The sequence below is a fragment of the Streptomyces sp. NPDC107562 genome, assembly GCF_055657325.1.
In genome coordinates, this window is the sequence record NZ_JBVKBE010000010.1 from 30,375 (window position 1) to 55,412 (window position 25,038).

The following is a 25,038-nucleotide window of genomic DNA, read 5'->3' on the forward strand; positions in this document are numbered from 1 at the left end:
AACGTAGCTCGCCAACTAGCCGGGCGTCAAGTAAGTTTTTCTTTGCCAGGGAGTGGCCAGAAAGCGCGAGGACGGGCGGCAGGATGGACGGCACCAAGCAGCGCCGACGGGGCGACACCCGCCAGCGCATCCAGGACGTGGCCCTGGACCTCTTCGCCGAGCAGGGCTACGAGAAGACGTCACTGCGCGAGATCGCCGAGCGCCTGGACGTGACCAAGGCGGCGCTCTACTACCACTTCAAGACCAAGGAAGAGATCCTGGTCGGCATCTTCGACGACGTGATGCAGCCGATCGACGAACTGATCGAGTGGGGCCGCCATCAGCCGCACACCCTGGAGACGAAGCACGAGATCGTACGGCGCTACAGCGAGTACCTCACCGCCGCCGGGCCGTTGTTCCGCTTCATGCACGAGAACCAGGCGACGGTACGGGAGTTGCGCATCGGTGACCTGTTCAAGGAGCGCATGAAGGGCCTGCGTCACATCATCATCGACCGGGACGCCACCCTGGCCGACCAGGTCCGGTGCGTGAGCGCCATCTTCACGCTGCACGCCGGGATGGTGTTCGTGATGCAGGAACTCGAAGGCGACCCCGAGGAGAAACGCGAGGCCATCCTCGAAGTCGCCGTCGACATGGTGACTCAGGCACACCGGGGTGTGTCCTAGGTCACCGTGGATCAGAGGGTGATGCCCTTGGTCCGCAGGAAGGCGACCGGGTCTATCGCCGTGCCGTAGTTGGCGGAGGTGCGGATCTCGAAGTGCAGGTGCGGGCCGCTGGAGTTGCCGGTGTTGCCGGACAGGGCGATCTTCTGGCCGGTCGCGACGACCTGGCCGACCCGCACGTCGATGCGGGACAGGTGGGCGTACTGCGAGTAGGTGCCGTTGCCGTGCTTGATGACGACGGCGTTGCCGTACGCGGGGCCGTCACCGGCGCCGTTGCCGCCCGCCTTGACGACCGTACCGCCGTGCGCGGCCATGACCTTGGTGCCGGTGGCGACGGCGAAGTCCTGCCCGCTGTGGGTGGACTGCCACATGCCGCCGGCCTGCGCGTAGCTGGCGCTCAGGCTGTAGCCCTTCACCGGGGTGGTCCAGCCGACGGCCTTCTTCGCAGCGACCGACGTGGCGTTCGCCGTCTTGGCGGCGGCGACCGTGGCCGCCTTCGCCTGGGCCGCGGCCTGCGCCTCGACGGCGTGCGCGACACCCGTGGTGGCGGTGGTGGCAGCGGCCGTGGAGGTGTTGGCGGCGGCCGCGACCCCGGCCCCCAGGACGACCGAGGCGCCGAAACCGGCGGCCAGCACGGCCGCACGGGTGCGGAGCTGGGACGTACGGGAGGAACGGGACGTGACACGCGAGAACATATGAAACCTCGTGGGAAGGGGACAGAAGGACCGCTCGGCGCATATGCCTTCTGCCGGGCGGGCCATCCCTTGGTACCTGTCGCACCCGGTTCGGCCAAAACGTGTGATCTACTACGGAAGCTAGTACTTTCCGACATACACCCGAGACTCTTGACAGAGCGACCATTCCGGAGAAGTCGGCACAAGTAGGCGAATCCGACACGCGAGTTGTGCGACGTAAATCCCTTTTGTCCGACTCTATCCGTCTCCTAATCCGGCTAGTACCGGATAAATCGCCTGTGCGGCATGTCACCGGCGGAGCGGCTCCGCGCACCTCTGAATGTGACCGGCGCTACTCTGCTGTTTCCTGCCAACAGGGCTCAGGGGGAGGCCGGGTGGAACCGTCGGTCATCGGCGTGCGGCTGGCGTCGGCAGTGGCCGCGCCGCTCGTGAAGAGGCTGTTCGTGAGCGAGGGCGTCGGCGCCGGGCTGGTGGAACGGCCGGTGCGGATCTCCTCGTACGTCTCGTTCCGCGGCGAGAAGCGGCGGCTGGAGCGCGAAGACCTCGCCCGTCTCGCCACCGAGCTGGTCCGGCAGGCGCTGAAGGGGGGCGGGGAGCGCCCCTTGCCGCCGGGCGAGGAAGAGCCCGTGGCGCACGCCCTCGCCGACACCCTGTACGCCCTCGGCGCGCTGGACATGACCGACGTACAGGCGGTGGAACTCGGCCACGAGGCCCTGGCCGCACGGCTGCGCGCCGCGAGCGGCACGCCGGACCGCGACCTCTCCCTCGACGCGGCCCACTTCTACCTCGCCACGCTGACCACAGCCTGCCTGCACATCCTGCACTTCTTCACGCAGCGCTCGACCTTCGTCACCCGCACCCTGGTCGAGCAGTCCCGTCGCCAGCACGAACTGATCGGCAAGATCGACGCCCTGCTCACCCGCACCGCACCGGCGTCCGACAGCGCCTTCGAGCAGCGCTATATGACGTACGTCACCACCAAGCACGGCCACCTCACCATCTACGGCATCGACCTGGCCGACTCCCCGGACCGCTGGCCCCTCGACGCCGCCTACCTCAGCCTCCAGGCCCTGCACCCGGCCGCCGACGGCGAGGCGGCCGGCCCCGGCCTGCCCTCCGCCGCCGGCACGCTCCCCGCCGAGCAGGCCTTCGCCGAGCACGACCGCGTGCTGCTGCGCGGGGTGGCCGGCTCCGGCAAGACCACGCTCGTCCAGTGGCTCGCCGTCACCGCGGCCCGCGGCGCGCGGGGCGACCGGGTCCCGTTCGTCCTCCCGTTGCGCACCCTGGTCCGCCGCCCCGACGGCCTTCCCGCACCGGACGCCTTCCTGTCCGCCGTACGCGTCCCCTTCCACGCGAACCAGCCGGACGGCTGGGCGGACCACGTGCTCGGCGCGGGCCGGGGGCTGCTCCTGGTGGACGGCATCGACGAGATCCCCGAACGGGAGCGCGAACGCGCCCGCCGCTGGCTGCGCGACCTGCTGGACGTCTATCCCGGCAACCAGTGGCTGGTCACCTCCCGCCCCTCGGCCGTACGGGAGGACTGGCTCGCCCCCGAGGGCTTCACGGAGCTCACGCTCACCCCGATGACCACGGACGACGTCGCCGCCTTCGTCTCGCGCTGGCACACCGCCGCCCGCACCGGCGCCCCCGAGGACCGCGACCGTCTCGAGGCCTACGAGCGCTCCCTCCTCGACGCCGTCCGCACCAAGCCGGACCTCGGCCACCTCGCCACCAACCCGCTGATGTGCGGTCTGCTCTGCGCCCTGCACCGGGACCGGAGGGGCTACCTCCCGCACGGCCGGCAGGAGCTGTACGACGCCGCCCTGGCGATGCTGCTGGCGCGGCGGGACGAGGAGCGGGACATGGCCGGACCCGACGGCGTCCACCTCACCGAGCTCCCCCAGATCCAGCTGCTCCAGCGGCTCGCGTACTGGCTGATCCGCAACGGCCAGTCCGAGATGGACCGCGCGCGTGCCGAGCGGCTGATCGCCGACGTCCTCCCGTCCCTCCCGGCGGCCGCCTCCCAGGGCGACGCCCCGGCGGTGCTGCGCCACCTCCTGGTCCGCAGCGGCCTGCTGCGCGAACCGTCCCCCGGCACGCTGGAGTTCGTCCACCGCACCTTCCAGGACTACCTGGGCGCGAAGGCGGCGGTGGAGGACGGGGACTTCGGCCTGCTGGTGCGGGGCGCGGCGGACGCGCAGTGGGCGGACGTGATCCGGATGGCGGTGGCCCACGCCCGCCCCCGGGAACGGGCCGACCTGCTACGGGAGTTGCTGGCGTCGGCGGACCGCCTGGAGGGCGCGGCCCGCGCGCGGGTGCGGCTGCTCGCCCTGGCGTCGCTGGAGCACGCGACGCAGCTGGATCCCGGGGTGCGCGAGGAGGTCGAGCGGAGCGCCGCCAGCCTGATCCCGCCCCGGACCACGCAGGAGGCCCGCGCGCTGGCGTCGGTGGGGCCGCTCGCCCTGGAACTGCTGCCCGGCCCGGACGGGCTGGACGACGCCGAGGCCCGCGCCGTGGTCGTCACGGCGTCGCTCATCGGCACCGAGGCCGCGCTGCCGGTCCTGGCCCGCTACCGTGCCCATCCCGCCCTGGACGTACGGGCGCAGCTGAGCTGGACCTGGCACCGCTTCCCGGCCCGGCGGTACGGCACGGAGGTCGTCGCCCAGCTGCGCGAGGACGGCCTCTTCTTCGCGGCACATTCCGCGGAACACCTGCGCATCCTGCGCGAACTGGGCGGACGGCGGGCCTTGCAACTGGTGGGCGACCTCGACCCGGCCGCGCTGCCCGACGACGTGGCCGAGCTGGTCGTCAAGGGCAACGAGCGGCTGCGCGGCCTGGAACGCCTCGGCGAGCTGCGCCGGCTCAGCCATCTGGACCTCTCCCGGTGCCCGCACGTCCAGAGCGTCGCCCCGCTGGCCCGCCTGCCCCTGCGGTGGCTCTCGCTCCACCTGCTGCCGGGACTGGAACGGCCGGGAGCCCTGCGGGAGCTGGCGGACTCCGCGACACTGGACCAGCTCGACCTCGGCATCGCGCTGCCCGCGGACTCCCTCGACGAGGCGCTGCCCGAAAGCCTGCCCCTGCGGTATCTGCGGCTCACCGGGAACGCCACCCGGCACACCGGACTGCGTGGCCTGCACCATCTCGGGTCACTGCGTCAGTTGAGTCTCGCGGGCCCGTCCGTGGCGCTGACGTCCGAGGACTTCGAGGAGATCGCGCGCCTGCCCGCCCTGGAGGAACTGCGCCTCGACTGGCGGGCGGTCGGCCGGAGCGTGCCGTCCCTGCCCGGCGTCACCGGCCTGCGTCTGCACAACTTCGAGGGCACCGAGGACCTTTCGGCCCTCCCGGCCCTGCTCCCGGACCTGCGCGAGGTCACCCTCCATCTCGCCGCGGGGGTCAGCGACGTACCCGAACACGTCCTCGCGGCGTTCCCGGTGCGGCCAACTCTGGCGAGAATCCGCGGTGTTGTGTGACGCACGCCCCTGTACACCTACCGTTCAGTAACCCTACGGTTCCTCTCGCGCCACCCTCACGCACGAACATGCACACGACATGCCGGTCACCGTACGCACCGCGTACGGACGTGAAGGGACCCCCCATGACCAGACGCAGCCCTTGGGCCAGCCGCACCGCCGCCACCGCCGTCGCCGCGGCCGCCCTCGTGGCCGTCGCCGCCCCCGCCGAGGCCGCCACCGGCACCACCGCGGCCACCTCCACCGCCGCCGCGGACGTCGACTACGCCACCTGGCAGCGGGACTGCCAGGCCGTGATGGACCAGGCCCTGCCGTACCTGAAGCAGCGGATCGCCCAGGCCACGCCGGGCGAGAAGCAGGCGATCGTCTTCGACATCGACAACACCACGCTGGAGACCGACTTCGGCTTCAGCTTCCCGCAGCCCGCCAACAAGCCCGCGCTGAACGTCGCGCGGTACGCGCAGGAGCACGGCGTCGACATCTTCTTCGTCACCGCTCGCCCGGGCATCATCCACCTGCCCACCGAGTGGAACCTGGAGCAGGTCGGCTACGAGGTCGACGGTCTCTACGTGCGCGGCTTCTTCGACCTCTTCAAGAACGTCGCGGACTACAAGACGGCCCAGCGGGTGAACATCGAGTCCAAGGGCTACACGATCATCGCCAACATCGGCAACAACACCACCGACCTGTCGGGCGGCCACGCCGAGAAGACGTACAAGCTCCCGGACTACGACGGCCAGCTCTCGTAGCACCCGCGCATGCGAAAGGGGCCGGTGCCGTCAGGCACCGGCCCCTCACGTCTGCGGTGTTACGCGTCCTTGCTCAGGTTCGGACCCGCTCCACCCGCCGCCTGCTCGATCGGCGGGACGTCCGGCAGAGCCGACTTCTCCTCGCCGCGGAAGGTGAAGGTCTTGCTGTCGCCCTCGCCCTCGGTGTCCACGACCACGATGTGGCCGGGACGCAGCTCGCCGAAGAGGATCTTCTCCGACAGGGAGTCCTCGATCTCGCGCTGGATCGTGCGGCGCAGCGGCCGGGCGCCCAGCACGGGGTCGTAGCCCTTCTTCGCCAGCAGCTCCTTGGCGGACTGGGAGAGCTCGATGCCCATGTCCCGGTCCTTCAGGCGCTCGTCCACCTTGCCGACCATCAGGTCGACGATCCGCAGGATGTCGTCCTGGGTCAGCTGCGGGAAGACGACCACGTCGTCGACGCGGTTGAGGAACTCGGGCCGGAAGTGCTGCTTGAGCTCGTCCGAGACCTTGTTCTTCATGCGCTCGTAGTTCGACTTGGTGTCACCCGCGGCCGCGAAGCCCAGGTTGAAGCCCTTGGAGATGTCCCGGGTGCCGAGGTTGGTCGTCATGATGATGACCGTGTTCTTGAAGTCCACGACCCGGCCCTGGGAGTCGGTCAGGCGACCGTCCTCCAGGATCTGCAGCAGCGAGTTGAAGATGTCCGGGTGGGCCTTCTCCACCTCGTCGAACAGGACGACGGAGAACGGCTTGCGGCGGACCTTCTCGGTCAGCTGGCCACCCTCTTCGTAGCCCACGTAGCCGGGGGGCGAACCGAAGAGACGCGACACCGTGTGCTTCTCGCTGAACTCCGACATGTCGAGGGAGATCAGCGCGTCCTCGTCACCGAAGAGGAACTCGGCGAGCGCCTTGGACAGCTCGGTCTTACCGACTCCGGAGGGGCCGGCGAAGATGAACGAGCCACCCGGACGCTTCGGGTCCTTCAGACCGGCACGCGTACGGCGGATCGCCTTCGACAGCGCCTTGACGGCGTCGACCTGGCCGATGACCCGCTTGTGGAGCTCGTCCTCCATGCGCAGCAGGCGCGAGGACTCCTCCTCGGTCAGCTTGAAGACCGGGATGCCGGTGGCCGTGGCGAGGACCTCGGCGATCAGCTCGCCGTCGACCTCGGCGACGACGTCCATGTCGCCGGCCTTCCACTCCTTCTCCCGCTTGGCCTTCGCGGCGAGGAGCTGCTTCTCCTTGTCGCGCAGGGAGGCCGCCTTCTCGAAGTCCTGCGAGTCGATCGCGGACTCCTTGTCCCGGCGGACACCGGCGATCTTCTCGTCGAACTCGCGCAGGTCCGGCGGAGCGGTCATCCGGCGGATGCGCATCCGGGAACCGGCCTCGTCGATCAGGTCGATCGCCTTGTCCGGCAGGAAGCGGTCCGAGATGTACCGGTCGGCCAGGGTGGCGGCCTGGACCAGTGCCTCGTCGGTGATGGAGACGCGGTGGTGCGCCTCGTAGCGGTCGCGCAGACCCTTGAGGATCTCGATGGTGTGCGGGAGCGAGGGCTCGGCGACCTGGATGGGCTGGAAGCGGCGCTCCAGGGCCGCGTCCTTCTCCAGGTGCTTGCGGTACTCGTCCAGCGTGGTGGCACCGATGGTCTGCAGCTCACCGCGGGCCAGCATCGGCTTGAGGATGCTCGCGGCGTCGATGGCGCCCTCGGCGGCACCCGCACCGACCAGCGTGTGCAGCTCGTCGATGAACAGGATGATGTCGCCGCGGGTGCGGATCTCCTTGAGCACCTTCTTCAGGCGCTCCTCGAAGTCACCGCGGTAGCGGGAGCCGGCGACCAGCGCGCCGAGGTCCAGGGTGTAGAGGTGCTTGTCCTTGAGGGTCTCGGGCACCTCGCCCTTGACGATGGCCTGGGCGAGGCCCTCGACGACGGCGGTCTTGCCGACGCCGGGCTCACCGATCAGGACCGGGTTGTTCTTGGTACGGCGGGACAGCACCTGCATGACCCGCTCGATCTCCTTCTCGCGCCCGATGACCGGGTCGAGCTTGGACTCACGAGCGGCCTGGGTGAGGTTCCGGCCGAACTGGTCGAGGACCAGGGACGTCGAGGGGGTGCCCTCGGCAGGCCCGCCGGCTGTGGCGGTCTCCTTGCCCTGGTAGCCGGAGAGCAGCTGGATCACCTGCTGCCGCACCCGGTTCAGATCAGCGCCCAGCTTGACCAGGACCTGGGCGGCGACGCCCTCGCCCTCACGGATCAGGCCGAGCAGGATGTGCTCCGTGCCGATGTAGTTGTGGCCCAGCTGAAGGGCCTCGCGGAGCGACAGCTCCAGGACCTTCTTGGCACGGGGGGTGAAGGGGATGTGCCCGGACGGGGCCTGCTGGCCCTGGCCGATGATCTCCTCCACCTGCTGGCGGACCGCCTCGAGCGAAATCCCGAGGCTCTCAAGGGCCTTGGCGGCGACACCCTCACCCTCGTGGATCAGGCCCAGGAGGATGTGCTCGGTGCCGATGTAGTTGTGGTTGAGCATCCGGGCTTCTTCCTGAGCCAGGACGACAACCCGCCGCGCGCGGTCGGTGAACCTCTCGAACATCGTTAATCGCTCCTCAGAGCGGTCAGGCAGTGGGGGGAACTTCCCCTCCCTGTCCTTCCGCAGCTTAGTCCCGCAAGCGGGGACCGCTCATTCCAACTGCCGACACCGTCGATGGCCTCCTGACCCCGAACGCCGACATCTGCTCCAACCCGATGGTGCGAGACGATGTTCCCGCAGGCCAGGCAGTTACCCCCACCATCAGTACGCCGATGGCGAACGCGAGACGGCCTCGCCTGCGTGTCGCCCCCTCTCACTAGGGATGTCTTACCCGCTCGCTTGGACAGTCCATGCCGTGCGCCCCCGTTCCCTCCGCTACGGGCGAACAACCTTGCGCCACCCCGCACCCCCACACGCCCCCTTTTTCGCCACTCTGTGCATCAACCGCAACACCCAGCGTAACTCGAACGCTGTTCTGACGGTTGCGCTTGGCATGGTTGGCGCAATGCCCTGGGTTCCGCCCCCACGGCGCCCTCTCGATCAGTGCGATCGGGTGAGGTGGTGGTACGAGCACGAACTGGGGTGGGCGACCGTCCCGGGCACCCCGCTCCACCTGTCGGTGGGCTCGCGCTTCGACGTCCTGGACGTACCGGCCGAGGCGGGCCTCGCGGGCCTGCGGCACCTCGTTCCGGGCTCTCCGGTGGCCGTCCAGGGTGACCGGATGCGGCTGCTGGTGGCGGCCGGGAGCGCGGAGGAATTGCCGGGGGTCCTGGACTGGCTGGAGTGGGGCGGCGTGGCATTGGACCTGCGCGCCGTCGGCGGGGAGGACGGCGCCTCCACACGGGCCCCGCTTCCGCCGGGCGTCGGCGCGGGCTGCCGGGGCGGGGGGCTCACCGAGGGTGATGCGGGGGGCATGGGGGGTGCGAGTGGTGCGGGAGGCGCTGGGGGCGCGCGTGGTGCCGGGGGCGCGAGTGCGGGGGGCGCGGGCAGCGCGAGTGGTGCGGGGGGCTCAGGGGGCTCGGGCGCCGAGGAGGGCGGGGGGTCCGGTGGCCGTTCGCTGAGCTGTTCCGGGGGCTGTCCGGAGTTCGTGCAGGGGGCCGCCGTATGGCTGCGGCCCCCCGTGCCGGGGTGCGAGGTCGAGGCCTCGCTGCCGACGCTGTCGGCCATGGGGGGCGTTGGGGGCGCCCCCGATCTCGTACGGCTGCTGGACACGGTGGCGACCCACTGCCACCGAATCCGGCTGCGACGCGCTCGTACTCAGCCGTTGGCCTTCTCGTAAGCCTCGCGAATGGACGCGGGAACGCGGCCACGGTCGTTGACCTCGTAACCGTTCTCCTTCGCCCACGCACGGATGGCGGCGGTGTCCTGGCTGCCGCCGGACGCGGCACGCGCCTTTCCACGCCCTCCGGAAGCACGGCCACCAGTACGTCGACCACCCTTCACATAGGGGTCAAGAAGGCTGCGCAACTTGTCCGCATTGGAGGTCGTGAGATCGATCTCGTACGTCTTACCGTCCAGCGCGAACGTCACCGTCTCGTCCGCCTCGCCGCCGTCGAGGTCGTCGACAAGAAGGACCTGAACCTTCTGTGCCACCGCATTTCCTTTCATCGATAACGTTGAGGGCCGAGGGTCTGCGGCGTCCGCCGTTTCGCCGCCCCCTGTTATATGCAGTACTGCAGTACGTCGGAAAGCAAACCGCTTTTGCTGGAAAAACACAAACCCCCGGGAGAGGCCGGGGGACGGCCCCCGCCCGAAAACATACGCGTTTCGGACATAGGGAACCTGGGCAGCGGGCCCGGGCGGAATACTCCGGGCATACGGTCGGGCATACCCCCGGACATACCTCCCCGACATAGCCCGCCGACATCCCCCTGGCATACTCCCCGGCAAACCTTCGGCATACCCCGGCGATCACAGATGCAGAAGCATCCGGCTGTTGCCCAAGGTGTTCGGTTTCACTCGTTCGAGACCCAGGAACTCGGCGACGCCCTCGTCATAGGAACGCAGCAGCTCCGCGTAGACGTCGGTGTCCACCGGGGTCTCGCCGATCTCGACGAAGCCGTGCCGGCCGAAGAAGTCGACTTCGAAGGTCAGACAGAAAACCCGGCGAACGCCGAGCCACCGGGCGGTCTGCAGCAACTTCTCCAGCAACTGATGGCCGACGCCGGCGCCCTTGAGGCCGGGCTTCACGGCGAGAGTGCGGACTTCCGCGAGGTCTTCCCACATCACGTGCAGTGCGCCGCAGCCGACGACCTCGGCGTTGTCGTCCCGTTCCGCGACCCAGAACTCCTGGATGTCCTCGTAAAGCGTCACCGTGGCTTTGTCGAGCAGGATGCCGCCGCGGACGAAGGAGTCGAGGAGTCGGCGGACGGCGGGGACATCGCTGGTCCGGGCCCGGCGGACGGTGATGGCTTTAGCGGTGACTTCGGGGTTCTCGGCGGAGGGACGCTCTGCGGACATGAGCGGACGCTATCGCCCGGAGGCCTCCGGGGCGGAGCCGGGGTTCTCGGCGGAGATGTCGCGCTTCGCGTTGTCCGGTGCCTTGCGCTTCGCGTTGCCGGGACGGTTCTCGTCGCGGGTATCGGGGGTCGTATTCGTGGCTTCGGACGGTTCGGTTCGTTCGGCTCGCGGTTCGGCTCGTTCGGCTCGCGGTTCGGCTCGTTCGGTGCTCCCGGCCGGCTCCGGGGGGAGCGGCGTTTCCGGGATGCTGACGATGCGTACCGCGTCGCGCAGTGCCTGGCGCTGTTCCTCGCTCATCATGCCGAAGAAGGCGACGAGTGCGGCCGCGGCGTTGTCGCTCTGCGACCAGGCGTCGTTCATCAGGGCCGCGGCGTACGCGGCTCGGGTGGAGACCGCCTCATATCGATAGGCCCGGCCCTCCGCCTCGCGGCGCACCCAGCCCTTCTGATGGAGATTGTCCAGAACCGTCATCACCGTGGTGTAGGCGATGGACCGTTCCTGCTGAAGATCTTCCAGGACTTCTCGAACGGTCACCGGGCGGTTCCACTTCCACACCCGCGTCATGACCGAGTCTTCGAGTTCTCCCAAGGGGCGAGGCACAGTTCAGCACAATAGTGGGAAAACCGCGTTCTGGCGTGCTGAACGGGGACTTTTCTTACGGATCTTGTCAAAGCGGCACAAAAAGGGCGCACGACTCGGGGTGGGAGTCGTGCGCCTTCGGTACGGGACTGCCGTGGGTGCGTCAGGCGTCGCCCGTGGCGGAGGACCGGGGGGTGCCCTCCGTGCGGGCGAGGGCGGCGTCCACGGCCGCGTCCTCCTTGGCCTTGTTGGCGCCGCCCTGGGTCTTCACGATCACCCGGATCACGCCGATGAAGAAGACGGCCATGACGACCGGGGGGAGAAGCGCGGAGACGTAGTCCATGGGTCCAGGGTAGTGGCGGGCGGCCGGGCCGGGTGCGCGGGGCCGCGCCCTGGGTCTCAGACCGCCGCGAGGTGCTGGGAAGGCGTCGCCGGGGGCTGGGGTGGCTTGCGGCGGGGGAAGACCTCGCCCGGGGTGGGGACGGGGCGGCGGGCGGGCTTCGGGGTGGAGCCGGGGGTGGGGGTTGGGGTGGGGGTTGGGGTGGGGCTGGGGGTGGGGGGGTGGGGGGTGGGGGTGTTGGTGGTGGGGGTGTTGGGGGTGGGGGTGTTGGGGGTGGGGGTGTTGGGGGTGGGGGTGGCTGGGGAAGGCGGGGCGGGTTTCTCCGCTGGGCGCTTCTCGGGTTTGCGCTCCGGTTTCTCCGCGTCGGCGTGGGGGGACGGGAGGTTCGTCCGGGCGCCGGGGAGGGCGTGGAGGTGGGTGCGGGAGGCCGGGATGCGGGCGGTGAGGGGGGCGGTCGCCTGGCAGCTGTCGAGGAGCGCCGCGGCTTTGGGGTTGCCGCGCAGGGCGCGGAGGGCGGCCAGGTCGTCGGGGTGAGGGCGGTGGCCGGCCCGGAGGGCCTCCTCCAGGAGCGTGAGGTAGCCGGCCGCGGTGCCGGGGAGGGCGGCGCGGTAGCGGGTTACGTCGGCCACGAGGAAGGCCCTCAGGCGGGCGCCCTCGCGCATTGCCTCGTCGAGCGACTCGGCCAGGCGGTGGCAGTCCTGGACGTCCTCTGCCGAGGTCTGGCCGGGGTGGAGGGCGAGGGCGAGAGCGCGTCGGAGCACACGCAGCTCCGCCGCACCGAACGCCATGCCGCCGCGGGATCCGTGTGGCGTGGGCATGCGGCGACGATACGCGCTAATCAGACAAACCGGGCAGTAGGTGGGTGGGTGTGGCGTGGGTGCCACTCGGGTGGGCGGGGGCGGTGCGATGCCTGCGGCGCCTGTGGCTGTCCGGTGGGGGTTGATGGCGCGCGGCGGGTGCTTGTCTCGTCGGGGGCGGGTCGGGGGGTGTCCGTCCTCGGAACGGCGCGGAATCGGTCACTCACCAACGCACCCGTGTTGACGCGCCAACCGCTGCGGGCGGACACCCCCCGACCCACCCCCTTCCCGCCGCGGGCGACTGCGGCGCCATGCGACTGACGCCGCAGAAAGCCGGTCCCTTCCCGCCGCGGGCGGGTGCGGCGCCCTCCGACTGGCGCCCGAACAAGCCGGTCCCTCCGCGCCGCGGGCGGGTGCGGCGCCATGCGAGTGACGCCGCAGCAAGCCGGTCCCTTCCCACCGCAGGCGGGTGCGGCGCCATGCGACTGGCGCCGCAGCAAGCCGGTGCCTTCGCGCCGCGGGCGGGTGCGGCGCCCTCCGACTGGGGCCCGAGCAAGCCGGTCCCTTCCCGCCGCGGGCGAGTGCGGCGCCATGCGAGTGACGCCGCAGAAAGCCGGTGCCTTCGCGCCGCGGGCGGGTGCGGCGCCTTGCGTCGAAGGCGCGAAACAGGGTGCGCCCAGAGGCCCGGGGCGCCGCCCGCCGCGCGTGTAGGGGGTGCCTGCTGGGGGTTACATGCGGGAGACGTTGCGTTCGTAGACGAGGCGGAGGCCTATCAGGGTCAGCCAGGGTTCGTGTTCGTCGATGACCGAGGATTCGCCGAGGACCATGGGTGCCAGGCCGCCCGTCGCGATCACCGTGACGTCGTCGGGGTCGGTGGCCAGTTCGCGGGCCATGCGGTTGACGACGCCGTCGACCTGGCCGGCGAAGCCGTAGATGATGCCGGACTGCATCGCCTCGACGGTGTTCTTGCCGATCACGCTGCGCGGGCGGGCCACCTCGATCTTGCGGAGCTGGGCGCCCCTGACGCCGAGGGCCTCGACGGAGATCTCGATGCCGGGGGCGATGACGCCGCCGACGTACTCCCCGCGTGCGCTCACCGCGTCGAACGTCGTCGCCGTGCCGAAGTCCACCACGATGGCCGGGCCGCCGAAGAGCTCGACCGCGGCCACGGCGTTGATGATGCGGTCGGCGCCGACCTCCTTGGGGTTGTCGGTGAGGATCGGGACACCCGTCTTGACGCCCGGTTCGACCAGGACGGCGGGGACGTCGCCGTAGTAGCGGCGCGTCACCTCGCGGAGTTCGTGGAGGACGGAGGGGACGGTCGCGCAGATGGCGATGCCGTCGATGCCGTCGCCCAGGTCGTCGCCGAGGAGGGGGTGCATGCCCATCAGGCCCTGGAGGAGCACCGCCAGCTCGTCCGCGGTGCGGCGGGCGTCGGTGGAGATGCGCCAGTGTTCGACGATGTCGTCGCCGTCGAACAGGCCGAGGACGGTGTGGGTGTTGCCTACGTCGATCGTCAGCAGCATGGTCCGTTCCCGCTCCCTACTCCGCCGCTCGCAGATCCAGGCCGATGTCCAGGATCGGCGCGGAGTGGGTCAGGGCGCCCACGGCCAGGTAGTCGACGCCGGTGTCGGCGTACGCCTTGGCGTTGGCGAGGGTGAGGCGGCCGGAGGCCTCCAGGGCCGCGCGGCCGTGCACGAGGGCGACCGCCTCCTCGCACTCGCCCGGCGTGAAGTTGTCCAGCAGGATCAGGTCGGCGCCGGCGTCCACGACCTCGCGGAGCTGGTGCAAGGTGTCGACCTCGACCTCGATCGGGACGTCCGGGAAGGTCTCCCGTACGGCCTTGAACGCCTGGGCGACGCCGCCCGCGGCGACCACGTGGTTGTCCTTGACCAGGGCCGCGTCGGCGAGCGACATGCGGTGGTTGACGCCACCGCCGCAGCGGACGGCGAACTTCTCCAGGGACCGCAGGCCCGGCGTGGTCTTGCGGGTGTCGCGGACCTTCGCCGTCGTGCCGTCGAGCACGTCCGCCCACGCGCGGGTGGCGGTCGCGATGCCCGACAGGCGGCACAGGAGGTTGAGCGCGCTGCGCTCGGCGGTCAGGATGTCCCGGGTGCGGGTCGTGAGGGACAGGAGCTTCTGGCCCTCCGTCACGCGGTCGCCGTCCTCGACGTGCCGCTCGACCTCGAACTCGTCCTCGCAGACGATCGACATCACGGCCTCGGCGACCCGCAGGCCCGCGACGACGCCCGCCTCGCGTGCCACGAAGTCGGCCGTCGCCACGGCGTCCTCGGGGATGGTCGCGACCGTCGTCACGTCGACGCCGCCGGCGAGGTCCTCCTGGATGGCCACGTTGGCGATGTCCTCGACCTCCACGGGGTCGAGTCCGGCGTCGGCCAGGAGCTGGGCGAGCGCGGGGTCGAGGCCGCACTCCAGGTATTCCTCGTCGGCTCCGCAGGCGCAGCCGTCACCGCAGCCGTCGGAGGGGACGAGGGGAAGGTCGGGGGTGCTCACTGCTGTCACTGCTCCTGGGGACGTTGCGCCGGGTGGTGCTGCCCGGTTGGGGGGAAGTCTGCGGTATCGGTGGTGCGTACGGCGAGTGCGCGGTCCGGATTCAGCCTCACCACGATGTGGCGGTGCCATGCGGTGTCGTCGCGGTCGGGGTGGTCCTCGCGCCAGTGGCAGCCCCGGGTCTCCTCGCGCAGCCGCGCGGCGGCCACCAGGACGCGGGCCACGCACAGGAGGTTGGTGGCCTCCCAGGTGTCGACGCCGGGCTCGGCCGTCTTGCCGTTCTCGTGCAGGGCGTCGCGGGCGTCGGCGTGCAGGCGCTGGATCTGCTCGGCCGCCTCGGTGAGGGAGTCGGCGGAGCGCAGCACCCCGGCGCCCTCGGTCATGATCCGCTGGATCGTGAAGCGGTCCTCGGGGGCGAGCAGGGGGTGCGCGGGCTGCTCCGGGTGCGGGAGCGGGGCGGGTACGCGCGCGTGCAGGCCTTCGCGGCGGTGGGTCACCGCGATGTCGTGGGCGATGCGCTCGGCGTAGACCAGGCCCTCCAGGAGGCTGTTGGAGGCGAGCCGGTTGGCGCCGTGCACGCCGGTGCAGGCGACCTCGCCGCACGCGTAGAGGCCGGGGACCGTGGTGCGGCCGTGGGAGTCGGTGCGCACGCCTCCGGAGGCGTAGTGGGCCGCCGGGGCGACCGGGATGGGTTCGCGGACCGGGTCGATGCCGTGGGCGCGGCAGGCGGCGAGGATCGTGGGGAAGCGGTGCTCCCACATGTCGGCGCCGAAGTGCCGGGCGTCGAGGAACATGTGCTCGGCGTCCTGCTCCTGCATCCGCCGCATGATGCCCTTGGCGACGATGTCGCGGGGGGCGAGTTCGGCGAGTTCGTGCTGTCCCACCATGAAGCGCACGCCGTCGGCGTCCACCAGGTGCGCGCCCTCGCCCCGGACCGCCTCGGAGACCAGGGGCTGCTGGCCCTCCGCGTCCGGGCCCAGGAACAGCACCGTGGGGTGGAACTGGACGAATTCGAGGTCGCTGACCTCGGCGCCCGCGCGCAGGGCGAGGGCCACGCCGTCGCCGGTGGAGACCGAGGGATTGGTCGTCGCCGAGAAGACCTGGCCCATGCCGCCGGTCGCGAGCACCACCGCCGGCGCGTGCACCGCGCCCACGCCGTCGTGCTGGCCCTCGCCCATGACGTGCAGGGTGACGCCCGCGGTGCGGCCGTCGGCGTCCGTGAGGAGGTCCAGGACCAGGGCGTTCTCGATGGTGCGCAGGCCACGCGCGCGTACCGCCTCCACGAGGGCGCGGGAGATCTCCGCGCCGGTCGCGTCGCCGCCCGCGTGGGCGATACGGCGGCGGTGGTGGCCGCCCTCGCGGGTGAGCGCCAGTTCGCCCTCGGTGGACTCGTCGAAGTGCGCGCCGGTCTCGATCAGGCGGCGTACGGCGTCCGGGCCCTCGGTGACGAGGATCCGCACTGCGTCCACGTCGCACAGCCCGGCCCCGGCCACCAGGGTGTCGTCCAGGTGCTGTTCGGGGCTGTCGCCCTCGCCCAGGGCGGCGGCGATGCCGCCCTGCGCCCAGCGGGTGGAGCCGTCGTCGAGGCGGGCCTTGGTGACGACCACCGTGCGCAGGCCGGCGGCCTCGCAGCGCAGCGCGGCCGTCAGGCCCGCGACGCCGGAGCCGACGACCACGACGTCGGCCGGGATGGACCAGCCCGGAGCAGGGGCGTGCAGTCGTATGCCTGTGCTGGTCACGAGGCGGCTCCGAAGGTGAGGGGGATGTTGTCGATCAGCCGGGTCGTGCCGACCTTCGCGGCGACCGCGAGGACGGCCTCCCCCGTGAAGTCGTCCCCGATCTCGGTGAAGTCCTCGGGGTCCACCAGGGCCAGGTAGTCCAGCACCAGGGGCGGGTCGAGGCGGACGGCGTCGTCGAGGACCAGGCGGGCGGCGGCGCGGACGGCGGACGGGCCGCCGGGGACCGCCTTGGCGACGGCGTGCGCGTCGGCCGCGGCCCGGGACTCGCCGATGGCGCTCAGGGCCTCGGCACGCGCGCGCGTGGCGGGCACCTCACGGGCCCGCGCGCGCAGTGCCTCCTGGGCCGCGTGCCGGTCCCGGCCGGCGAACAGCGCGCGGGACAGCGCGAGCGCCGTGCGGCGCTCCTTGGGCGAGAGGTAGCGGTTGCGGCTGGACAGGGCCAGTCCGTCGTCCTCGCGCACGGTCGGTACGCCGACGATCTCGACGCCGAAGTTCAGGTCCCGTGCCATCCGGCGGATCAGGGCGAGCTGCTGGGCGTCCTTCTGCCCGAAGAACGCCACGTCGGGGCGGGTGAGGTGGAGCAGCTTGGCGACGACTGTGAGCATGCCGTCGAAGTGGCCGGGCCGGGAGGCGCCCTCCAGGCGCTCCCCCATGGCCCCCGCGCTGATGCGGACCTGCGGCGCGCCGCCGGGGTAGACCTCGTCCACGGCGGGGGCGAACACGACGTCCGCGCCGGCCTGCTCGGCGACCTTGAGGTCGGCCTCCAGGGTGCGCGGGTAGCGGTCGAGGTCCTCGCCCTTGCCGAACTGCAGCGGGTTGACGAAGACCGTGACGACGACGAAGCCGTCGGGACCGACGTGCCCGCGCGCGGTGCGGACGAGCGTGGCGTGGCCGTCGTGCAGGGCGCCCATCGTCATCACCACAGCGGTGCGGCCGGGCACGGTGTGCTGCGCCCGCACCCGCGTCAGGTCGTCCGGTGCGGGGACGAGTTCGAAGCTCCGGCGGCTCATCGGTCTTCCCCGTTCTCGGGCAGGGTCGGGTCCGCTGCGAGTACCCCGAGCAGGTCCTCCGCGAGTTCGGGCTTCAGCAGGCCGTGCGCGAGCGCGCGGTCGGCGGTGGCGCGGGCCATCGCCAGATAGCCGGCGACGGCCTGCGGGGCGTGCCGGCGCAGCTCCGTGACGTGCGCGGCGACCGTGCCGGCGTCCCCGCGCGCGACCGGGCCTGTCAGGGCCGCGTCACCGGAGCGCAGCGCGTTGTCCAGGGCGGCGCCGAGCAGCGGGCCGAGCATCCGGTCGGGGGCCTCGACGCCGGCGGCACGCAGCAGCTCCAGGGACTGGGCGACCAGCGTGACCAGGTGGTTGGCGCCGAGGGCGAGCGCCGCGTGGTAGAGCGGCCGGTTCTCCTCGGCGATCCACTCGGGCTCGCCGCCCATCTCGATGACGAGCGCCTCGGCGGCCAGCCGCAGCTCCTCGGGGGCGGTGACCCCGAAGGAGCACCCTGCGAGGCGCTGGACGTCCACCGGCGTCCCCGTGAAGGTCATGGCGGGGTGCAGGGCCAGCGGCAGCCCGCCGGCCCGCAGGGCGGGCTCCAGGACGTTCGCCCCGTACCGTCCGGAGGTGTGCACGAGCAGCTGCCCCGGCCGTACCGCCCCGGTCCCGGCGAGGCCGTCCACGAGGCCGGGCAGGGTGTCGTCGGGGACCGTCAGCAGGACGAGGTCGGCGCGCTCCAGCACCTCGGCGGGCGGCACCACCGGCACCTCGGGCAGCAGCTGCGCGGCCCGCCTGCGGGAGGCGTCGGAGACCGCGGACACGGCCACCGGACGGTGCCCGGCGAGCTGGAGGGACGCGGCCAGGGCCGGGCCCACCCGGCCGGCGCCGACGACGCCGACGGTGAGCCGCGCGGGGCGGTCCCTGGGGTCTGGCTGTTGGCTTGTACTCACGCGACGACGGCCTTCCCGTTCCAGTCCGCTCCGGGTACCGGACGATTTCTCGTCATGTTAACGCGATCGGTTCGAGCGGCGTTCGGTCGTCCACAGGCTGTGGGTGCCGCCCGCCGGGAACGCGGTGCCGAAATGCGGGTGCCCGGGCGCACCGGCGCGGGGCATGATCCGGGCATGAGTGACACGGGGCGGGGCGAAGGCCTCCAGGACCAGGTATCCGACGAGGCACGGCGTGAGCGGCTTCGCGAGCGGCGGGTCGCCGCCCAGCGGAGCGCGCGGCGGGTGTTGGCGCGCCACGGTTTCCAGAAGACGCTCCGGGAGCGCCTGTCCGTGCTGGACGCGGCGAAGGACGTCCACGACCTGGACCAGCCGTCGGACATCTACGGCAACGGCGTCGTCGAGGCCTTGGAGGAGAAGGTCGCCGCGCTGCTCGGTCTGGAGGCCGCCGCCTTCTTCCCGACGGGCACGATGGCCCAGCAGGTGGCCCTGCGCTGCTGGGCCGCCCGCACCGGCGACGCGACCGTAGCCCTGCACGCTCTGAGCCATCCCGAGGTGCACGAGCGGAACGCCTTCAGCCAGGTCAGCGGCCTGCGCCCGGTGCGGGTGACCAGTGAGCCCCGGCTGCCGACCGCCGCCGAGGTGCGCGACTTCGAGGAACCCTTCGGGGCGCTGATGCTGGAACTCCCCCTCCGGGACGCCGGTTTCGTGCTGCCCGCCTGGGAGGAGCTGACCGAGGTGGTGGAGGCCGCGCGGGAGCGCGACGCGGTGGTCCACTTCGACGGCGCGCGCCTGTGGGAGACCACCGTCCACTTCGACCGCACGCTGAAGGAGATCGCGGGTCTGGCGGACAGCGTGTACGTGTCGTTCTACAAGTCCCTCGACGGGTTCGGAGGCGCCGCGCTGGCCGGCCCGAAGACCCTCGTCGAGGAGGCGAAGGTATGGCGGCACAGGTACGGCGGCCAGGTGTTCCAGCAGTTCCCCACGGTGCTGTCGGCGCTGGTCGGTCTGGAGAGGGAACTGCCCCGGCTGCCGCAGTACGTGGCCCACGCGCGGGTGGTGGCCGCCGCGCTGCGCGAGGGTTTCGCGGCGGCCGGCCTGCCGTGGGCGCGCGTGTACCCCGAGGTGCCCCACACCCACGACTTCCAGGTCTGGCTGCCGTACGACGTCGACGTCGCCATGGAAGCGGCGGTCCGGACGGCCGAGGAGACGCAGACCATGCTCTTCGCCCACGGCTGGGAGCGGAAAGGCCCGGGGCTGTCCCTCACCGAGGTCCATGTGAGGGCCCCCGGCCTGGAATGGACGGCCGACGACGTGCAGGCCGCGGTCGCGGAGTTCGTGTCCCGGCTGCCGTAGACGGGACGCGCGGCGGTCACCGTCCCGATCGGCCGGGTGGAGCCACCGGCCCGCGTCGGGTGGATTGACGTCCGCCGTCAATCGGGAGCGGCGTTGTCGGTGCCGGGGTGCACCATGGCGTCATGAGCGTGCGCATCGACATCACGGGGCTGCGGCCGGAGAGGGTCGCGGTCGTGCCCTCCCCCGTCGCCGAGCTCGGCATGGCGCTGCACGCGCTGTCCGAGCCGGGGCACCATCCCGGCCTCCAGGGCTGGGTGACCGGGGTGACGGCCGGCCTCGACCCGCATCTTGCCGACCGGATGTGCGAGGCCGACTTCCTGTGGCGGACGACGTTCTCGGACCTCTTCACGCCGTTCGCGGGCGTCCCGGGCCAGGGGGCCCTTCCTGGGGCGACGCTCGCCGAGGACATCGACCTGCAGGACAAGCTGTCGGACGAGCAGTTCGTCGACGCGGCACTGGAGTTCACCTGCGCGCCCGACCACGACGTGCCGGGCGGCGGCGTCCTCGCCGACCCCGCGTTGCGCCGCCGCGCCCTGGACCTGGCGGAGTCACGCGGGCCGCGGCAGGCGCGGTTCGCCGAGCGGCTCCTCGACGACCCGCCCCGCGTGCGTGCCTGGCTGCGGCAGTTCCTGGAGGAGTGCGAGGAGGCGTTCTTCGGCGACGTCTGGGCCAGGGTGCGCCACGCCCTCGCCGCGGACGCGCGGCACAAGACGGAGCTGCTGCGGCGCAGGGGCCTCGGCGAGGCGCTGGCCGCCGTGTCCTCGGCGGTGACGCTGGACGAGGACGGCGCCCGGATCGTCGTCGACAAGCTGGGCGAGGGGCGCACGGCGACCGACGAGCGCGGTCTGCTGCTGGTGCCGACGAGTCTTGGCCGGCCCCACCTGATGGTGCTGCACCGCTACGGCTGGCAGCCGGTGCTGCACTACCCGGTGGGCTCCTCGGAGCTCGCCTCACCGCCGTCGGTCGAGCAGCTGACCCTGCGCATGACGGCCCTGTCCCACCCCCTGCGGATGCGTATCTGCCGCCATCTGGCCCGCAGCGCCTTCACCACCGGCGAGCTCGCCACGGCGTACGGCGTGACGGCTCCGGAGATATCCCGGCACCTGGGCGTGCTGAAGAAGGCGGGCCTGATCACCACGCGGCGCCGCGGGCGGTACGTCCTGCACCAGTTGGACGTCACGGTGGTCGCGCGGCTCGGCAGCGACTTCCTGGAGGGGATCCTCCGATAGAGCGGTGAGGGCGTCCGTACCCGGCCCCCTGCGCCCCGTACCCGGCCCCCTGCGCCCCGTACCCGGCCCCGTGCGCCCCGGTGCGGGCCGCGTCAGTCGAGGCGGATGTTCCGGATCCCCACACGCGCCTGCCGCAGGCGGGTGCGCAGCGGGCCCTCGTCGTTGGGCCGGAGAGTCAGTCCGGCGAGGACGGCGATCCGGTCGGCCGTCTTCGGCACGGTCGTGCGGTCGGTCCACAGATGCTCGGCGAACTCCGGTTCGCGCAGCCGTTCCAGACAGTGGTCGAGCTGCCGCTCCGCCCAACTCTCCTCGCGTTGTCCGGGGTTCCGCTGGGCGACGTGCTGGAGCTGGTGCCCCAGCTTCCGCTCCCGCAGCCTCCTCAGCACGGTCCCCCGTTCGGCGAGGAGCGTGAAGTGCCGTACGTCGTGGCCGAGTTCCCGCAGCCGTCCCACGGTCTCCCCGAAGTGGCCGGAGTCGGTGACCGTCATCGGGGCGATGACGACACTCGTGCCGCGTGAGGACGAGGTCGAGGACCTCGACGACGCCCTGCCGCCAGGAGAGCAGGTCCTGGAAGTCGCCCCGCAGCGCGGGCGGGAGCATGCGGTGCAGACCGAAGCCCACGTGCTCCGGGTCGCAGAGGACGCTGCCGGGCAGCCGGCGCCGTATTTCGTGTGCGGTCTGTGTCTTGCCGCCCCCGAAGGGGCCGTTGATCCACAGGAGCATGCGCAGACCCTACCGACGCCCGCGAGCCACCGGCAGCCGCGCCCGCCGGTCAGCCGCATCCGCCGGTCAGCCGTGGCCGCCGGCCCGTACGAGCCCCGTCTCGTACGCCAGGACGACCACCTGCACCCGGTCCCGCAGCCCCAGCTTGGTGAGGATGCGGCCCACGTGCGTCTTCACGGTCGCCTCCGACAGCACCAGCCGGGCCGCGATCTCGCCGTTGGACAGCCCCTGGGCGACCAGCACCATCACCTCGCGCTCCCGCTCGGTGAGCCGCTCCAGCTCCTTGTGCTGGGGCTCCCTGCCGGCGCTGGGCAGCATCGGCGCGAACCGGTCCAGGAGGCGCCGGGTGGTCGACGGGGCCACCACGGCGTCGCCGCTGTGCACGGACCGGATCGCGGCGAGCAGTTCGCCGGGCGGCACGTCCTTGAGCATGAAACCGGAGGCGCCGGCCTTCAGTCCGGAGAAGGCGTACTCGTCCAGGTCGAAGGTGGTCAGGATGAGCACCTTCGGCGGGTTCGGGTCCGCGCAGATCCGCCGGGTGGCCTCCACGCCGTCCAGTTTCGGCATGCGCACGTCCATCAGCACCACGTCGACCTCGGTCGAGCGCACCACCTGGAGGGCCTCGACGCCGTCGCCCGCCTCGGCCACGACCTCCATGTCCGGTTGCGCGGCGAGCACCATCCGGAACCCGGTGCGCAGCAGCACCTGGTCGTCGACGAGCATCACGCGGATCGTCATGGGGTCCTCTTCCGTATCAGGGGGGTGCGTCGGGGGGGCGTGACAGGTGTCAACGGACGGCGTGCGTATGCGTCAGTGCGCCGGTTTGAGCGGCAGCAGCGCACTGATGCGGAATCCTCCGCCGGGGCGGGGGCCCGCGTCCAGGGTGCCGCCGACCATGCCGATCCGCTCGCGCATGCCGATCAGGCCGTGGCCCTGGCCGTCGAGCCCGCCCTCCTCGTACAGCTCGTGCGGGGCTCCCTTGCCGTCGTCCTCGACGAGCAGGCCGAGCCCGTCGTCGAAGTAGACCAGGCGCACGCTGGCACCGGCGTTGGGCCCGCCGTGCTTGCGCGTGTTGGTGAGCGCCTCCTGCACGATGCGGTAGGCGGTCAGCTCGACGCCGCTGGGCAGCGGACGCGGCGTGCCCTCGATCTTGAAGTCGACGGGCAGTCCGGAGGCCCGGCACTGCTCGACCAGGTCCTCGATCTGCTGGACGTCGGGCTGCGGGACGTACTCGCCGCCCTCCTGGTGCTCGCCGGTGCGCAGCACGCCGAGCAGGCGGCGCATCTCGGCCAGGGCCTGGCGGCCGGTGGAGGAGATGGTCTCCAGCGCCTTCTTGGCCTGGTCGGGCGCGGCGTCGAGGACGTACGCGGCGCCGTCGGCCTGCACCACCATGACGGACACGTTGTGCGCGACCACGTCGTGCAGCTCGCGGGCGATCCGGGCGCGCTCGGCGGCGACCGCGACCTTGGACTGCGCCTCGCGCTCCTTCTCCAGCCGGGCGGCCCGCTCCTCCAACTGCGCGAAGTAGGCGCGGCGGGTGCGGATGGAGTCGCCGAGCACCCAGGCGAGGGCGAACGGCACCGTCAGGAAGATCCCCAGCGCGATGTTGCCGGCGACGCTCGTCTGGGGCTCCGGCCAGCGGATCTGCGCCAGCGGCGCCGCGCACAGACCACCGACCAGGGCGAACCGGGAGGCCCAGCGCTCCCCGACCGCGGCCACGGTGTAGACGATCACCAGCATGGCGAAGTTCGCGGGCAGCGGCCCCGCGTCCAGGGCGAGCTGCGCCACGCCCACGACGGCCGCGAGCACCAGCATCTTCTCCGGCATGCGCCGGCGCAGCGCCAGCACCAGGCACAGGACCAGCGTGAGGGGCACGAAGAAGGCCGGTTCGGCGCTCCGGCTGCTCTCCTCGGTGGCCGCCCCGCCCACGACCGAGATCCCGAACAGGACGAAGGCCCAGAAGCCGTCGACCCATGTCGGGTGTCGGCGGAGGAAGTCGTAGAGGCGCTGCACGTAACCCAGCGTAGGGAAGCGCGGTGCCTGCGGGAGTCAACCGGAGGACCGATCCGGACGCGATACGTGTACTCCGCAAGGTGGAGGTTCCGCTTTTCTGTACGCCTGAGGCCTGTCGTTTGGATCACGCCGCGGACGCGGGGTCCGCTCATCGGCGCTGACGAGCCACACTCGTTCTTCCGCAGCCTGATCAAACGACAGGCCTAGCCTTGCCCTGTGGACAGGGGTGCGGCGGGTGACGCGAGGGACGAGCAGGGGGCCGAGGGGCAGCAGTGGCGGGGGTGGCGCGCGGCCATGGAGGCGGCGCTGTACGGCCCCGGCGGCTTCTACCGTCGGCCCGAGGGGCCCGCGGGGCACTTCCGTACGTCCGTGCACGCCTCGGCGCTGTTCGCCGAGGCGGTGGCACGGTTGCTGGGCCGGGTCGACGAGGCGCTGGGCAGCCCGGCCTGCGTCGACTTCGTCGACATGGCGGCGGGCCGGGGCGAACTGGTCACCGGGGTGCTGGCCGCGCTGCCCTCCGCACTGGCCGCCCGCACGCGCGCGTACGCCGTGGAGATCGCGGACCGCCCGGCCGGTCTGGATCACCGCATCGAGTGGCGCGCCGAGTGCCCGCGGGGTGTCTCAGGTCTGGTCTTCGCCAACGAGTGGCTGGACAACGTGCCCCTGGAGGTCGCCGAGGCCGACGCCGCGAGGGTGTGGCGGCAGGTGCTGGTACGGGAGGACGGCACCGAGCGGCTCGGGGCGCCGGTGTCCGGGCCGGCCGCCGCGTGGCTCGCGCGCTGGTGGCCGGGGCCGGCCGAGGAAGGGCTGCGGGCGGAGATCGGGCTGCCGAGGGACACGGCGTGGGCATCGGTCGTCGGCCGCGTCGAGCGGGGGCTGGCCGTGGCCGTGGACTACGCGCACACGGCGGACGCCCGCCCGCCCTTCGGCACCCTCGGCGGCTTTCACGAGGGGCGCGGGACGGCACCCGTGCCGGACGGGTCGTGCGACATCACGGCGCACGTGGCGCTGGACGCGTGCATGCTCCCCGGAGGGCGCGCGCTGACCCAGCGGGAGGCGCTGCGCGCGCTGGGGGTGGCGGGCGCACGGCCCCCGCTCACGCTGGCCACCACCGACCCCAGGGCCTATCTGCGCGCCCTCACCGGCGCCGGCGAGGCCGCCGAGCTGACGGCGCCGGGCGGGCTGGGCGACTTCGTGTGGCTGGTGCAGCCGGCCGGAATCCCGGACCCGCTCACCGCCTGAACCGCGGGACGACCT

21 protein-coding genes and 1 pseudogene are annotated in these 25,038 nt (G+C 71.9%); 7 read left to right on the forward strand and 15 right to left on the reverse strand.

The features are described 5' to 3' along the window. The first annotated feature begins 83 nt into the window (after positions 1-83). Positions 84-665: a TetR/AcrR family transcriptional regulator gene (locus ACZ7LV_RS25530; RefSeq protein ID WP_471942502.1), complete on the forward strand. Its 582-nt coding sequence runs from the start codon at positions 84-86 to the stop codon at positions 663-665. Positions 666-676: 11 nt separating this feature from the next. Here the strand turns inward: ACZ7LV_RS25530 and ACZ7LV_RS25535 are convergent, their stop codons facing one another. Next, the gene (locus tag ACZ7LV_RS25535; RefSeq protein WP_471942503.1) at positions 677-1,357 is read right to left on the reverse strand and encodes a M23 family metallopeptidase; all 681 of its coding nucleotides are present in this window, start codon (positions 1,355-1,357) and stop codon (positions 677-679) included. Positions 1,358-1,731: 374 nt separating this feature from the next. Here ACZ7LV_RS25535 and ACZ7LV_RS25540 point away from each other — a divergent pair, with 374 nt between their 5' ends. Both ACZ7LV_RS25540 and ACZ7LV_RS25545 read left to right on the forward strand, forming a co-directional pair. Beyond that, on the forward strand, positions 1,732-4,827 hold the full coding sequence (locus ACZ7LV_RS25540) for an NACHT domain-containing protein (RefSeq protein ID WP_471942504.1): 3,096 nt from the start codon (positions 1,732-1,734) through the stop codon (positions 4,825-4,827). Between the two features lie 125 nt (positions 4,828-4,952). After that, complete coding sequence (locus ACZ7LV_RS25545; RefSeq protein ID WP_471942506.1) at positions 4,953-5,576, forward strand: HAD family acid phosphatase; 624 nt, start codon at positions 4,953-4,955, stop codon at positions 5,574-5,576. Between the two features lie 59 nt (positions 5,577-5,635). Here the strand turns inward: ACZ7LV_RS25545 and ACZ7LV_RS25550 are convergent, their stop codons facing one another. Continuing rightward, positions 5,636-8,161 carry an ATP-dependent Clp protease ATP-binding subunit gene (locus ACZ7LV_RS25550; protein ID WP_401683185.1) on the reverse strand — a complete coding sequence of 842 codons (2,526 nt, stop codon included), beginning with the start codon at positions 8,159-8,161 and terminating at the stop codon, positions 5,636-5,638. 430 nt (positions 8,162-8,591) lie between these two features. Here ACZ7LV_RS25550 and ACZ7LV_RS25555 point away from each other — a divergent pair, with 430 nt between their 5' ends. Further along, a complete protein-coding gene (locus ACZ7LV_RS25555) occupies positions 8,592-9,377 on the forward strand; it encodes an SCO3374 family protein (protein WP_471942507.1) in 786 nt (261 codons plus the stop codon). Here ACZ7LV_RS25555 and ACZ7LV_RS25560 read toward each other — a convergent pair. From ACZ7LV_RS25560 to ACZ7LV_RS25605, 10 genes are all read right to left on the reverse strand, one after another. Next, positions 9,356-9,691 carry a histone-like nucleoid-structuring protein Lsr2 gene (locus tag ACZ7LV_RS25560; RefSeq protein WP_401683179.1) on the reverse strand — a complete coding sequence of 112 codons (336 nt, stop codon included), beginning with the start codon at positions 9,689-9,691 and terminating at the stop codon, positions 9,356-9,358. The genes ACZ7LV_RS25555 and ACZ7LV_RS25560 overlap by 22 nt on opposite strands. 318 nt (positions 9,692-10,009) lie before the next feature. Next, complete coding sequence (locus ACZ7LV_RS25565; protein WP_471942509.1) at positions 10,010-10,558, reverse strand: amino-acid N-acetyltransferase; 549 nt, start codon at positions 10,556-10,558, stop codon at positions 10,010-10,012. Positions 10,559-10,567: 9 nt separating this feature from the next. Beyond that, complete coding sequence (locus tag ACZ7LV_RS25570) at positions 10,568-11,122, reverse strand: BlaI/MecI/CopY family transcriptional regulator (protein WP_471942838.1); 555 nt, start codon at positions 11,120-11,122, stop codon at positions 10,568-10,570. Between the two features lie 178 nt (positions 11,123-11,300). Beyond that, positions 11,301-11,480, reverse strand: a complete 180-nt coding sequence (locus tag ACZ7LV_RS25575; protein ID WP_471942511.1) for a hypothetical protein — start codon at positions 11,478-11,480, stop codon at positions 11,301-11,303. Positions 11,481-11,536: 56 nt separating this feature from the next. Further along, positions 11,537-12,295: a hypothetical protein gene (locus ACZ7LV_RS25580; protein ID WP_471942513.1), complete on the reverse strand. Its 759-nt coding sequence runs from the start codon at positions 12,293-12,295 to the stop codon at positions 11,537-11,539. A 707-nt stretch (positions 12,296-13,002) separates the two neighbouring features. Then, a complete protein-coding gene (locus ACZ7LV_RS25585) occupies positions 13,003-13,800 on the reverse strand; it encodes a type III pantothenate kinase (protein ID WP_401675800.1) in 798 nt (265 codons plus the stop codon). Between the two features lie 16 nt (positions 13,801-13,816). Beyond that, positions 13,817-14,788, reverse strand: coding sequence for a carboxylating nicotinate-nucleotide diphosphorylase (gene nadC, locus ACZ7LV_RS25590; RefSeq protein ID WP_471942515.1), 972 nt, complete (start codon positions 14,786-14,788; stop codon positions 13,817-13,819). A 5-nt stretch (positions 14,789-14,793) separates the two neighbouring features. Beyond that, positions 14,794-16,524, reverse strand: a complete 1,731-nt coding sequence (locus ACZ7LV_RS25595) for an L-aspartate oxidase (RefSeq protein WP_471942517.1) — start codon at positions 16,522-16,524, stop codon at positions 14,794-14,796. After that, positions 16,521-17,534, reverse strand: coding sequence for a pantoate--beta-alanine ligase (gene panC / locus ACZ7LV_RS25600; RefSeq protein ID WP_471942518.1), 1,014 nt, complete (start codon positions 17,532-17,534; stop codon positions 16,521-16,523). The genes ACZ7LV_RS25595 and panC overlap by 4 nt, the downstream gene beginning before the upstream one ends. Beyond that, entirely contained in the window at positions 17,531-18,463 is a 933-nt protein-coding gene (locus ACZ7LV_RS25605) for a Rossmann-like and DUF2520 domain-containing protein (RefSeq protein WP_471942519.1), read from the reverse strand. The genes panC and ACZ7LV_RS25605 overlap by 4 nt, the downstream gene beginning before the upstream one ends. A gap of 174 nt (positions 18,464-18,637) precedes the next feature. On the opposite strand from ACZ7LV_RS25605, the gene ACZ7LV_RS25610 reads away from it, so the two are divergent. Next, positions 18,638-19,816 (forward strand): threonine aldolase family protein, encoded by a 1,179-nt coding sequence (locus ACZ7LV_RS25610; protein ID WP_471942520.1) that lies wholly within the window; start codon positions 18,638-18,640, stop codon positions 19,814-19,816. A 122-nt stretch (positions 19,817-19,938) separates the two neighbouring features. Next, positions 19,939-21,045: a DUF5937 family protein gene (locus ACZ7LV_RS25615; protein WP_471942521.1), complete on the forward strand. Its 1,107-nt coding sequence runs from the start codon at positions 19,939-19,941 to the stop codon at positions 21,043-21,045. 92 nt (positions 21,046-21,137) lie between these two features. Here ACZ7LV_RS25615 and ACZ7LV_RS25620 read toward each other — a convergent pair. From ACZ7LV_RS25620 to ACZ7LV_RS25630, 3 genes and pseudogenes are all read right to left on the reverse strand, one after another. Further along, positions 21,138-21,768: pseudogene (locus ACZ7LV_RS25620) on the reverse strand (AAA family ATPase). Positions 21,769-21,834: 66 nt separating this feature from the next. Next, entirely contained in the window at positions 21,835-22,506 is a 672-nt protein-coding gene (locus ACZ7LV_RS25625; protein WP_471942523.1) for a response regulator, read from the reverse strand. A 72-nt stretch (positions 22,507-22,578) separates the two neighbouring features. Then, positions 22,579-23,781 (reverse strand): sensor histidine kinase, encoded by a 1,203-nt coding sequence (locus ACZ7LV_RS25630; protein WP_471942525.1) that lies wholly within the window; start codon positions 23,779-23,781, stop codon positions 22,579-22,581. A 294-nt stretch (positions 23,782-24,075) separates the two neighbouring features. On the opposite strand from ACZ7LV_RS25630, the gene ACZ7LV_RS25635 reads away from it, so the two are divergent. Further along, a complete protein-coding gene (locus ACZ7LV_RS25635) occupies positions 24,076-25,023 on the forward strand; it encodes an SAM-dependent methyltransferase (RefSeq protein ID WP_471942840.1) in 948 nt (315 codons plus the stop codon). Positions 25,024-25,038: the final 15 nt, after the last annotated feature.